Below are 12,107 nucleotides of genomic sequence, written 5' to 3'. Positions count from 1 at the left end.
ACGAAAACCGCAGACGAGTTTATCGGGAATGCGGGTGCGGCGCGATGTCGGCGCGGTCTTCTCCGCAACGGCGATTGCGCGTGAACGCAACCGCGACCGCGGGGCGGTAGTAGACGCGACACGCTCGTCGCGCTTTGTCGCCACACGGAAACTTACCGACCCATTGCCGATGCCGCCGACTTAGCCGCCGCCGATGCTGGTGCCGAACCCGCCGCCGAACCCGCCGCCACGCCCGCCACCACCTCCCCATCGCCCTCCCACCCCCCGCCGAGCGCGAGGAACAACCTGACCTGATCCGCCGCAACCTGCCCCTCAGCCGCCGCGACCTGCGCGCGCACGCTCGTCAACGTGCGCGTCGCATCCAGATCCGAAATGAACGACTCGCGCCCGGCCATATAGAGCCGGTGCGTTTCGTCGGCGGAACTTCGCGCCGATTCGTAGGCCGTGCGCAGCGCGTCGGTGCGCTGCACGTCGGCCGCATAGGTCGCGAGGCTCGACTGCGTTTCGCGCAGCGCGTTCAGCACGACGCCGTCGAAGTGCGCGAGCGCGCCGCCGGTCGCCGCTTCGGCTTCGCGCACGCGCGCACGCTGGCCGTTGATCGGGAACGCCCAGCTGATCAGCGGCCCGAACGACCAGCGGTTGGTGGTCGACGAGAACAGATCGGCGGCGACGCCGACCGAACCCGCGGATAACCCGATGCTCACCGACGGATACAGCGCGGCGGTTGCCACGCCGATGCGGGCCGTGGCAGCCGCGAGCTGGCGCTCGGCTTCGCGAACGTCGGGACGGCGGCGCAGCAGCGCGGCGCCGTCGCCGATCGGGATCGGTTGGCGCAGCTGCGGCAGCCGCTCGCATTCGGCGACGGCCTTCGGCAGATCTGCGGGCGCTCGCGCGAGCAAGGCGGCGAGCTGGTATTGCGCGATCTTGCGCCGGCCTTCGAAGCGCGGGATGTCGGCCGACAGCGTGCGTACCTGCGTGACCCCGCGCGTCACGTCGGTCTGATTGCCGCGTCCCGCGTCGCGCAGCCGCTGCGACAGCTTCACACGCTGCTGCTGCAGCGCGAGCGACTGCTTCGCGATCGCGAGTTCGTCGCCGGCGGAGCACGACTCGACGTACGCCCGCACCACATCCGCGACGACGGTGATGCGCGCGAGGTCGGCCGCCGCCTGCACCGCGTCGCTGTCCGCGTGCGCGGCCTCGACGCCACGCCGCAGCTTGCCGAACAGATCGAGCTCGTACGACACGTTGATGCCGACCGCGCCTTCGTTGACGACCGGCAGCTTGTTCTCGAGCAGATACTGTTCGGCCGATTCCTGCGCGCGTTGCACGCCGGCTTCGGCGTGGCCCGAGAAGCCGCCCTGTTCGTTGGCGACCTCCAGCGCCGCGCGCGAGCGCGCGAGGTTCGCTGCAGCGACGCGCAGGTCGGTGTTCGATTTCAGCGCGCTCTGCACCAGCGCATTCAGCACCGGATCGTCGTACAGCTGCCACCAGTTGCCGGGCACCGCATCGCGCGAGACGAGCGCGCCGTCCGCATCGTCGAGCGCATGGTTCGCGAGCGGCGCATTCACGTATGCGTGCTGCGGCAGCGCGTAATCGGGGCCGACCGACTTGCACGCGCCGAGTGCGAGCGCGAGCGGCGCGAGCGCCGCCGCGAGGCGCAGCCCATGCCGCTTCATTGCGATGCTCCAGTCGCGCTGGCCGCGGCGGGCGCCGATGCCGGCCGCGTTTTGTCGTCACGGCGCGCGTCATGCGAGCGCACCGCGACGGTCGCGGTGCGGCCGGCGATCATCCGGAAATCGTCCGGCACCTCGTCGAGCACGACGCGCACCGGCACGCGCTGCGCGAGCCGCACCCAGCTGAATGCCGGGTTCACGTTCGGCAGCAGGTTCGCGCCCTGCGTGCGGTCGCGATCCTCGATCGCGGCGACGATGCTCTGCACGTGGCCGCGCAGCGGATGCGGTTCGCCCATCACGACGATGTCGACCGGCTCGCCGATATGGATGCCGCGCAGCTTGGTTTCCTCGAAATAGCCGTCCACGCGGAACGAGTTGCGATCGACGACCGACAGCACCGCACGGCCGGCCGCCACGTATTCGCCGGTGCGCGGCGCGCGGTCGTTCAGATAGCCGTCGACCGGGCTCACGATCGTGGTGCGCTGGAGATTCAGTTTCGCGGTGTCGAGCGACACCTGCGCATCGGCGACGGCGGCTTCGCCCTGCTCGACGCGCGTGCGGCTTTCCTCGACCTGTTCGCTCGCCACCAGATTGCCGAGCTGCAGGTTGCGCGCATATTCGCGCTTCGCCTGGGCGAGCGTCGCGCGGCGCTGCGCGAGGGTCGCTTCGGCGAGGCGTTGCGCGAGCGTGTAGCGCGCCTGATCGATCACGAACAGCACCTGGCCGCGCTTGACCTCCTGGTTGTCGGCGACCTGCACCGACGTGATGAGGCCGGCCACGTCCGGCGCGACCTGGATCACGTCGGCGCGCACGTGCCCGTCGCGGGTCCACGGCGAGAACATGTAGTAATTGATGATGCGCCACAACACGAGGGCGGCCACGACGACGACGATCAGCGTGAGCAGGATCTGTCCTGCCGAGTACCAGGTTTTTTTCACGATTAGCTAGCCACGAGATGGTGAGACACGACCACGACGGCGGCAAGCACGAACACGTAGATGCCGAGATCGAAGATCGAACGGTGCCAGACGAGGCGGTAGAAGCCGACGCGCTCGAGCAGCGCGCGCACGACGATGTTGATCAGATACGCGATCAGCATCAGCACGAGGGGAGCCGGCACGAATACGCCGAAGATGTCGATTTCGCCGATCATGGTCGCGCTCGGAAGGACGGGTGGGAAAGCCGGATCATGCGCGTGCTCCGTCCGCCGTGGCCTGCGGCGGCTGCGCGGCCGCGGCCGGGTACAGCGACAGCCGCAGCCCGACGAGCGCGTGCAGCGTATTGCGCAAGCGCCGGTGCGCGGCGCGCGACGTCGGTGCCGCAGGCGTCGCGCCGGCCTCTGCCGCGCCGGCCGACGCGGCGTGCGGCCGCGTGCGGCCCGCCACGCGCCGCAGCGCATCGTCGATCGACGCGAGCAGCGCGGGCGGCGCCGGCTGCCGTGCGTTGGCGGCCGCGCAGCGCGCGTAGTGATCGGTGACGCCGGCCAGCACGCGGTCGATCGCATCGGGCACGTCGCCCGACAGTCTGCGGCGCGCGCGGCGCAGGTCGAGCGCGTTCAGCGCGATGCGCAGGTCGCGGAAGCTCTCGATCGACGGATGACGATGATCGTCCGACGCGCCGAGCCGCGGCAGCAATTGCGTGACGCGATCGAGCATCCGCGACGCATGGTTGCGCTGGTCGTCGAGCGGCTGCGTCGACGCGGAGCGCGCGACGTCCTCCCAGCCCGAGCGCAGCAGCCGTCGCACGGCGAGTTCGGCGCCGAACGGCCGCGTCGCGCGCGTCCACAGATACGCGAACAGCAACCCGGCGACACCGGCGAGGTTGCTGTTCAGGAACACGAAGAAGTCGGCGTCGTACGCGCTCTGGATGCTGATGAAGGTCGCCGTGTTGACGGCGACGAGCATCGTCACCATGTTGAACTGCGGGCGCGGCAGCAGCGTGCCGATCAGGATGAACGGGCCGGCGAACATCAGCACGAGCATCGCGAAGTCGTGCACGTGCGGCAGCACGGCGAACAGGTACAGGCCCGCGAACACGACGCTCGCGGCGGTCGCGAGGAAGAACTTGAACACGAGCGGTGCGGGCTCGTCGAGCGCGGCGAAGAAGCTGCACGCGACGGCGGCCAGCGTGACCGCGCCGGCGCCGTCGTGCCAGCCCGACGCGATCCACAGCCAGCACGCGAACACGATCGCGCCGGCCACGGTCAGCGTCGAGAACAGCATCATCCCGCGATCGAAGAAACGCTCGGTGCCGCCGAGCCGCCAGTGCCTGAAACGCGGCTGCCAGATGCCCGACTCGTTCGCGATCAGCGCGCGCAGCGAGCGGCAGTCCTGCCAGATGTCGATGACCTGACGCAGCCGCCACAGCGCATTCGACAGCAGCGCGCCGTCCCAGCTCGCGAGTGCGCTGTCGGGCGGCTGCAGCGACGCGATGCGCGCGCGCAGGTCGTCCGCGGCCGGATCGTGCGCCATCTCGCCGCCGGTGTCGGCCTTCACGGCCGGCAGCGGCGCATCGAACCACTTCGCGGCGTCGGCGAGCAGCGCGTCGAGCCCGGGCGGGCGCACTTTCAGTTCGCGCATCAGCGCGACGAGCGGGTCGGCCAGCGACGACATCAGAGGCAGGAACAGCTGCATCCGGCCCGCGAGCGCCTGCGCGCGCTCGAGCACGCGCGGATGCGCGTGGTCGTAGCTCAGCTGGCTCAGCAGAAACTCGAGGCCGGTGATGGTGGCGGCGAGGCGCTGGCGGCACGCGGACAGCGCCTTGCCCGCGAGATGTCCGGACAACGTCTCGCGCCCGTAGAACGCGGCATCCTTGAACCATGCATCGGTGCGTTCGATCAGCGTCGGCGCGAGCCGGTTCGGGAACACGGTGCTGCCGACCACGCTCGCGCACACGATGCCGAGCACGATCTCCTCGGTGCGGGCGATCGCGACGTCGAAGATCGTCGACGGATCGGCCACCGTCGGCAGCGCGATGAGCGGCATCGTGTAACCGGCCAGCATGAACACGTAGCTGCGCGCGGTGCGGTCCGAGATCGCGAGGTAGAGCAGCGTGCCGCACCACGTCGCGACGATGATGCTGAACAGGATCGGCGTCTCGACGAATGGCGGCACGAACAGGATCGCGGCGGCTGCGCCGAGCGCGGTGCCGAGCGCGCGATACAGCGCCTTGGAACGCGTCGCGCCGACGAACGGGTTCGACACGATGTAGACGCTCGCCATCGCCCAGTAAGGACGCGGCAGCTGAAAATACAGGCCGAGGTACAGCGCGAGCATCGACGCGGCGAACGTCTTGCCGGAGAACAGCCAGTCGCGAAGGCTCGGAAAGGTCATGACGCGGAACTGGCGGATTGCGGCGCGCCCGGGGCCGGGTTCGGCACGTCGGCGGCGTTGAACGCATTCAGCACGCGCAGCGTCGCCTCGAGGTCGGCGCGCGACACGCCCTTGAGCACCTGCGCGCGCAGCACGCGCAGGTCTTCTTCCATCTTCGCGGTGACCGAGCGGCCGGCGGCCGTCAGCGAGATCGTTTTCGCGCGACGATCGTACGGGTCCTCGTCGCGGCGCGCGAGACCGGCCGCGCACAGCTGGTCGAGCAGCCGCACGAGCGACGGCCCTTCGATGCCGACGTGTTCGGCCAGCGTGCCCTGGCGCACGCCTTCGCCCAGGCGCCCGGCGATCAGCAGCGGCGTGGCGCAGGCCTCGGACACGTTGTATGCGGTCAGCACCGCGTCGCTGGTGCGGCGCCACTTGCGCGCGCTGAGCACCAGCAGGCTGCTGACGGCGAGGCGGAGATCGGGCAGATTCGTCATGCACGAGATGATAGGGGCAAAGTAATTCGATAGCAAACTACCGGTTTTGTCATTCGGATGTCTTGCAGCTTCTGTGCATCGGCCGCGCAACGGCCGTCCAAAGCCGCGGTGCGCCGACCGACGAAGCTCCGATTCGCGAGCCGGTGACAAGCGGGTGGTGCCGTGCCGCATCGTCCGACCGATCGATTGGTCGTACCGTTGGTGTCGACGTGCGCCATAGCGGTGCAGTACACCGGGCACGCACCATGCGCGACGTCGCGCGCGGCACGCGACACCCGCGTCACACCGCACGCAATTGCACTAGGTCCTGTTCACATTCTCACCAGCGGCCCAAAGGCGCAGGTAAGCACCGCGAAGGCGAGATAGTTGCCTGCGAGCTTGTCGTAACGAGTGGAGCCGCTTGGTCTTTCGATTCGAGCGCGGTGGAATAACGGCCTTCGCATGTGCAGCGCGGATGGTGTTCACGAAGGCATCCGAGTCATAGCCTTTATATGAACGCGTCCCGTTTGCAACAGTTTTCGTGGGTTCAGACTGACAGGATGGGCTGCAGCTTTATATCCGGCCTTGTTGCAGCCGGTACAACTGCTGCAGGCCCCTATGAAATTCGCTGACTCGCACCTCATTTGTCCGGCGAGCTCGAAGCTCATCAGGCTATACAGGTTTAGCGAGTCCCGGTCCTACCTGGCTTGTCATCGCACTCGATTGCTGCGCAACCTTTCGACGTTCACCCTGTGTTAAACGTTTATCTTCAACCCAGTGTTGGCCTGTTCAAACGGGTCTCACACTCACGTAGCCTTTCTGATACTGCCGATCGTGAGCCAGCACGGCCCAGATCGTTCTTGCCATCTTGTTGGCCAACGCGACGACGATTACGTTCATTGGTCGCCGCTTCTTCATCTGCTCGACCCAGGGGCCAGGATCTTTCGCGTGTGTCAGAACGCTGCGTGCACCGTGAATCAGCAGCGTGCGCAAATACGTGTCGCCGCGCTTGCTGATACCGTGCAGATTCACCTTGCCACCTGAGCCCGTCTGCTCCGGCACCAGTCCCGCCCATGCCGCAAACTCTCGACCTGATCTGAATGCCTTTGCGTCACCCATCATCGCCACCGCTGCCGTCACCGTCAGAAGGCCGACACCGGGAATCTCGCTGATCGCCTTCACAGCCCGGTTCTCCTTCTGCCACGCACGCATGCGTCGCTCGATCTCGGCAATCTGTCCGTCCAGCCTCGCCAGCTCGTTCCAGTGCTCGCGCAACGTGGCGATCAACGCTACTGGCAATCGCTCTGCAAGCCGCCCCAGCACCGCCGGAATCTCGCCATCCAGTTTCGCGCGGCCCCGGCTCATCACCTCGCCGTATTCCGTCAGCAGCCCTCGCAGTCCGTTGCTCTGCATCGTGCGGAACTTCACCAGTTGCTCGCGCATCCGGTGCAACGTCAACATCGCCTGCTGCATTTCCGTTTTCACCGCCACCGGCTTGCCGGGCTGCCGCACCGCCAGCCAGATCGCCTTGGCATCGGCCGCATCGCTCTTGTTCCGAATGTTGAATGCCTTCACGAACTCCGCCGGCATCAACCTGACTTCGTGGCCCATCTGGATCAACTGCCTCGCCTAGTGGTGCGCTCCACCGCAGGCTTCCATTCCGATCAGGCATCTGGCACGGTTGGCAAAGTGCTCAAGAAACTTGGCCCGCTTGATAGGCTTGTTCACGATTTCGCCCGTTTCCTGATCGATGTAATGAACCTGGAACACGTGCTTGGCGATGTCTACACCGACTGCAATACTGTCCATCGTGGATCCTCCGGTTGCTTTGGAAATGCGTGCATTTTCCACCTAGGCACATCGATGCCGTTGGCCCGTGAGGGTCCACACCCTTCCGTTTCCTCCCACTCGGCCGCAGGGTGGGACGCGTTCATTTCATTTGTCGGCGATCACAGCACCTGTGCGCAAATGCTCAACCAATTCGTGCGCACGGGAAATATCCGAGACCTGTCCTTCGGTGGCGATCATTCGCAGGGGGCGCCCGGCTTCATCGACAGCCAGATGCAGCTTGGTCGTCAGTCCACCGCGCGAACGCCCGAGCCCTTGCGGGCCGCTTTTTTTCGGGCCCCGGCCGAATGCTGGTGCGCACGCACGATGGTCGAGTCGATCAGCACGCGTTTGATCTCCGCTTCGTCGGACACTGCGTGCGCAACGCGCCCCCACACGCCTTTGCGACGCCACCGGGAGAAGCGCATGTACACCGTATGCCATCGTCCGAATTCCTTCGGCAGATCGCGCCACGGGCAACCGGTCCGGCCAATCCACAGAACCCCTTCGATAAACCAGCGATTGTCGGTCGCCGTTCGCCCTGGATCGCCTTCCTTGCCCTGCAACACCGATTCGATTCGTGCCCATACCTCGTTGCTCAGTAACGTTCGAATCATCTTGGCCTGCTCGCGCAAAAGACAAGATGTAAACACATTTCGTTGAATGTAAACAGACCCTAAGGAGCCGCACGCGAAAGCGCCAGCGCCTCGGAGCCTCGCCAAGCAACCGGTGTCGACGGCCGCGCATGCGCGATCGAAACGGACGGCCGCGCGATCCTCCGCGCGCTGCGATGACATCGCTGATCCCGCCGCATCTGAAACGCAGATCGCCCGCCGTCCGGTGCCGGGCGGCGGGCGATTCGACGGTTACCGTTTATGGGAGGCGCTGCGTGCTCGGTCGCGCGTCAACGCGCTTGCCCCGGCACCGCGTCGCCGCGCAGCGAGCAGCCGCGCGTCTCGATCACCGCCGACAGCGCGACGAGCCCGACCGCGCACGCGGCCATCATGTAGTAGGCGGGGATCATCGTGTTGCCGGTCTTGCCGATCAGCCAGTCGTTGACGATCGGCGCGGTGCCGCCGAACAGCGACGTCGACACGTTGTACGCGATCGCCATGCCCGCATAGCGCACGTGGGTCGGAAACATCGCCGGGAACATCGCGGAAATGGTCGCGAGCTGCGGCACGTACAGCAGGCCGAGCACCGCGAAGCCGACGAATGCGCCGAGCACGCCGTGCGTCATCAGCCCGAACATCGGCACGGCCGCGACGAACAACCCGACGAGCGAGATCCACCACATCGTCTTGCGGCCGACGCGATCCGACAGCCAGCCGGCGAACGGCAGCAGCACCATCATCGCGAGCATGCCGAGCAGCGGAATCAACAGCGACAGGTTTTCGCTGACGCCGAGTTCCTTGTGCATGTAGGTCGGCATGTACGCGAGCAGCACGTAGTTGACGACGTTCAGCGCCACGACGAGCCCGCCGAGCAGCAGCAGCGGCCTCGCATAGCGGACCAGCAGCCGGCCGAGCGGCAGCGCGGCGGCCGCGGCGCTCTGCTCGCGCCGCTGCGCCTGTTCTTCGAGCTCGCGGAACACCGGCGTTTCCTCGAGGCGCGAGCGCAGGTAGAAGCCGATCAGCCCGAGCGGCGCCGCGACGAGGAACGGCAGGCGCCAGCCCCAGGCGTGCATCGCGGTGTCGCCGAGCAGCAGCGCGAAGCCGAGCATCAGCAGCGCGCCGAGCGAAAACCCGGCGAGCGTCGCGAACTCGAGGAAGCTGCCGCACAGGCCGCGTCGCGCGTCGGGCGCGTATTCGGCGATGAAGGTCGCCGCGCCGCCGTATTCGCCGCCGGTCGAGAAGCCCTGCACCATGCGCAGCACGATCAGGGCGGCCGGCGCGAGCCAGCCGGCGCTCGCGTAGGTCGGCAGCACGCCGACCAGCAGCGTGGCGCCCGACATCGTCAGGACGGTCAGCGCGAGCACGCGCTTGCGGCCGAGGCGGTCGCCGAGCGGGCCCCAGAACAGGCCGCCGAGCGGACGGATCAGGAACGAGATCGCGAACGTGCCGAGCGCGAACAGCGTCGCGCTGGCCGTGCTGCCTGGAAACAGCGCGGCCGAAATATAGGCGAGCCCGTACGCGTAAATGCCGTAGTCGAACCATTCGGTCGCATTGCCGAGGGCCGCGGCCGCGATCGCGACGCGCGGCAGACAGTGCGGCTCGTCGCCGCGGGAAGCCGCGTCGTCCGCAACGGAAGCGGCCGCGGAAACGGAAGTCATCGATGGCACGTATCGCATGAGGGATCCTCGCTATCAGCATGCGCCCGGACGGGCGCCGACGAGGATCAAAGTAATCCCGCCAATTAGCGACGCCGGATGTCATAGGACGATGTGAGGATCGGGGTTTTCCCCGGGGGGAGCTGGGGTGGGGTGGTGATGCGAGGTGATGCGAGGCCCCCCGCGGCGCAGAGCGGGACCGCATGGCAAGGCATGGCCCGAAGCGGCACAACAATGCACAGCACGGCACGACATACCACGCGTCGCGCGCGCTTGCTGCGGCCCCCGTTTGCCGCATCCGCTTCACCCGCGACCCGGGCGACATGGCGGCCGATTCCAGCGACGCACCACGCGAGCGCGCCAGCCGACGACAACGACGCCAAACCGGGTGCGCCACGCCGCGCCCAGCCCTACCACGCGCGCGATGGCCGCACACGCCCGCCCGCGCCCCTTCTACCGCACGTGTGGCTGCAACGCGCACAGCCGGTCGCGGGCGACATGGCGGGCGGTTCCATGCCTCCAGCGACGCACCCCGCGAGCGCGCCGGCCGGCGACAACGATGCCGAACCGAGTGCGCCACGCCGCGCCCAGCCCTACCACGCACGCGATGGCCGCAAACGCCCGCCCGCGGCGCCCGCGCCCAGCCTACCGCACGTGCGGCAGCAACGCGCGCAGCCAGTACGTGACGGCCACGGCGCCGCCGTCCGGCGTACCGAGCGCGCGCGTGCCGAGATAGCTCGCCCGTCCCGCGCGCGGCGGCATGTCGGCCGTTTGCCGCGCGCCGTGTTCGGCGGCCTGCACGGCGGCCGCCCATGCGCTCGCGACGTCGTGGTCGTGATCGAGCGCGCGGCCGAACGCGTCGGCGGCCGGCACCAACGCATCGAGCATCGTGCGGTCGCCCGCGCGCGCGCCGCCGAGTTCGCTGATCGCGTCGGCTGCGCCGCGCAGCGCAGCCGCCCAGTCGCGCGCGGACGGCGCGATGGGGTCCGACGCGTCGGCAAGGCGCCGCGATGCGCGCAACAACGCGCTCGCATAGAACGGTCCCGAACTGCCGGCGATCGCGCGCCGCAACGCGGCGCCCAACGCCGCGAGCGTAGCGGCCGGCGCGCCGTAGGCGGTGTCCGGCAGCGCGAGGATCGCCTGCGCGGCGCGATGCATGCTCGCGCCGAGATCGCCGTCGCCGGCCGCGGTATCGAGCTCCGTCAGCGTCGCTTCGTGGTCGAGCAGTGCTTGCGCGACCGCGCGCAGCGCCGGCTGCAAACGCGCAGCCCATGGGCTCGCGGCCGCATCGACCGGCTGGGGCGGCGGCTCGTGCGCGACCGGCGCGTCGATCCGTACATGCGGGTTCACTGCGCCGCCGCCGGGCCATGCGCGCGCCTGCGTCGGTGCGTCGAGCAGCACGGCGCGTTCGTCGTTCAGCCGCAGCAGCGAGATCGAGCAGCCCGGCATGTTCAGCGCCGACAGGAACGTGCCGGCCCAGGCGCGTGCGACCGTGATGCCGCGCCGGGTCAGGTTGTCGTACGCGGCGCGCAGCACGATCGCGAGCTCCATGTCGGGCGTCGCGCCGAGGCCGTTGACCAGTAGCGCGACGCGTTCGCCGCGATCGAGCACGAGGTCGGCGACGATGCGCGACAGCAGCGTCTCGACCAGCGCGTCGGCCGGCAGCGGCGCGGTGCGTTCGATGCCTTTCTCGCCGTGGATGCCGAGGCCCAGCTCGATCTCGTGATCGGCGAGGCTGAACCCGGACTTGTCCGCGCCGGGGATCGTGCAGCCATCCAGCGCGACGCCCATCGTGCCGAGCTCGGCGGCCGCCTCGCGCGCGACGGCCGCGACGCGCGCGAGCGGCAGCCCGCGTGCGGCGGCGGCGCCGGCCAGCTTGTGAATCAGCACGGTGCCGGCGATGCCGCGCCGCTGGCCGCGCTCGACGACACCGCGCAGCGACACGTCGTCGGCGACGATCACCATCTCGACCGGGATGCCTTCCGCGCGGGCGAGTTCGGCGGCCAAGCCGAAATTGAGGCGGTCGCCGGTGTAGTTCTTCACCACCAGCAGCGCGCCGTTCGGCCCGGCGCTCGCGCGGATCGCGGCGAGCACGGCGTCGGTCGACGGCGACGTGAACACCTCGCCGCACACGGCCGCGCTCAGCATGCCTTCGCCGACGTAACCGCTGTGCGCGGGCTCGTGGCCGCTGCCGCCGCCGGACAGCACGGCGACCGGCCGGCGCGACGGCTCGGGCAGCGGCTGGCGCACGAGCACGTGCTCGTCGCCGAGGATCGCGACATGCGGCGACTGCCGCGCGATGCCTTCGAGCATTTCGCTAACGACATCGGACGGGAGGTTCACGAGCTTCTTCATGGCGAGGGTTCCTGACGGTGGTGCGCAGGGCGGCCGAACCGGGCGGTCTGCGGGCGGTTGATCGTACGCGGTGGGCGGCGGGAATGAAGCGCCGCCCGCCGCGTGACGTAGCATCCGAGCATTCGTAGCACGAATGTAACGAAAATGGCGTCGCTCAGGGGCCTCGACGCATCGGGCGCATGCGCAGGCCGACGCC

At 68.6% G+C, this 12,107-nt stretch carries 7 protein-coding genes and 3 pseudogenes; all 10 read right to left on the bottom strand.

Annotation, left to right across the window (positions count from 1 at the left end):
- Positions 1-152: 152 nt before the first annotated feature.
- The 10 genes and pseudogenes from MYA_RS24255 to MYA_RS24215 all read right to left on the bottom strand — a co-directional run bounded on the left by MYA_RS24255 (position 153) and on the right by MYA_RS24215 (position 11,911).
- Positions 153-1,676: an efflux transporter outer membrane subunit gene (locus MYA_RS24255; protein WP_014725497.1), complete on the bottom strand. Its 1,524-nt coding sequence runs from the start codon at positions 1,674-1,676 to the stop codon at positions 153-155.
- Positions 1,673-2,611 (bottom strand): efflux RND transporter periplasmic adaptor subunit, encoded by a 939-nt coding sequence (locus tag MYA_RS24250; protein WP_034194408.1) that lies wholly within the window; start codon positions 2,609-2,611, stop codon positions 1,673-1,675. The genes MYA_RS24255 and MYA_RS24250 overlap by 4 nt, the downstream gene beginning before the upstream one ends.
- A 2-nt stretch (positions 2,612-2,613) precedes the next feature.
- The gene (locus tag MYA_RS24245) at positions 2,614-2,826 is read right to left on the bottom strand and encodes a DUF1656 domain-containing protein (protein ID WP_011879627.1); all 213 of its coding nucleotides are present in this window, start codon (positions 2,824-2,826) and stop codon (positions 2,614-2,616) included.
- Positions 2,827-2,860: 34 nt separating this feature from the next.
- Positions 2,861-5,005, bottom strand: a complete 2,145-nt coding sequence (locus MYA_RS24240) for an FUSC family protein (protein ID WP_014725496.1) — start codon at positions 5,003-5,005, stop codon at positions 2,861-2,863.
- The gene (locus tag MYA_RS24235) at positions 5,002-5,481 is read right to left on the bottom strand and encodes a MarR family winged helix-turn-helix transcriptional regulator (protein ID WP_011879625.1); all 480 of its coding nucleotides are present in this window, start codon (positions 5,479-5,481) and stop codon (positions 5,002-5,004) included. The genes MYA_RS24240 and MYA_RS24235 overlap by 4 nt, the downstream gene beginning before the upstream one ends.
- Positions 5,482-5,792: 311 nt before the next feature.
- A pseudogene (locus MYA_RS32015) lies at positions 5,793-5,970 on the bottom strand (IS5/IS1182 family transposase); the annotation flags it as partial.
- 279 nt (positions 5,971-6,249) lie between these two features.
- Positions 6,250-7,269, bottom strand: a pseudogene (locus tag MYA_RS24230) (IS110 family transposase).
- Positions 7,270-7,398: 129 nt separating this feature from the next.
- Positions 7,399-7,904, bottom strand: a pseudogene (locus MYA_RS24225) (IS5 family transposase); the annotation flags it as partial.
- 287 nt (positions 7,905-8,191) lie between these two features.
- Positions 8,192-9,577 (bottom strand): MFS transporter, encoded by a 1,386-nt coding sequence (locus tag MYA_RS24220; RefSeq protein WP_014725493.1) that lies wholly within the window; start codon positions 9,575-9,577, stop codon positions 8,192-8,194.
- Between the two features lie 624 nt (positions 9,578-10,201).
- A complete protein-coding gene (locus MYA_RS24215; RefSeq protein ID WP_014725492.1) occupies positions 10,202-11,911 on the bottom strand; it encodes a dihydroxyacetone kinase family protein in 1,710 nt (569 codons plus the stop codon).
- Positions 11,912-12,107 lie beyond the last annotated feature (196 nt).

Origin of the sequence: Burkholderia sp. KJ006, assembly GCF_000262695.1 — a bacterium.
Lineage (GTDB): Bacteria > Pseudomonadota > Gammaproteobacteria > Burkholderiales > Burkholderiaceae > Burkholderia > Burkholderia vietnamiensis.
This window is presented reverse-complemented; position numbering and strand designations above follow the sequence as displayed.

What these genes read in the sequence shown, in the direction of transcription:
- MYA_RS24255 (WP_014725497.1), bottom strand. Translation starts at nt 1,676, where the DNA reads ATGAAGCGGCATGGGCTGCGCCTCGCGGCGGCGCTCGCGCCGCTCGCG.
- MYA_RS24245 (WP_011879627.1), bottom strand. Translation starts at nt 2,826, where the DNA reads ATGATCGGCGAAATCGACATCTTCGGCGTATTCGTGCCGGCTCCCCTC.
- MYA_RS24240 (WP_014725496.1), bottom strand. Translation starts at nt 5,005, where the DNA reads ATGACCTTTCCGAGCCTTCGCGACTGGCTGTTCTCCGGCAAGACGTTC.
- MYA_RS24235 (WP_011879625.1), bottom strand. Translation starts at nt 5,481, where the DNA reads ATGACGAATCTGCCCGATCTCCGCCTCGCCGTCAGCAGCCTGCTGGTG.
- MYA_RS24220 (WP_014725493.1), bottom strand. Translation starts at nt 9,577, where the DNA reads ATGCGATACGTGCCATCGATGACTTCCGTTTCCGCGGCCGCTTCCGTT.
- MYA_RS24215 (WP_014725492.1), bottom strand. Translation starts at nt 11,911, where the DNA reads ATGAAGAAGCTCGTGAACCTCCCGTCCGATGTCGTTAGCGAAATGCTC.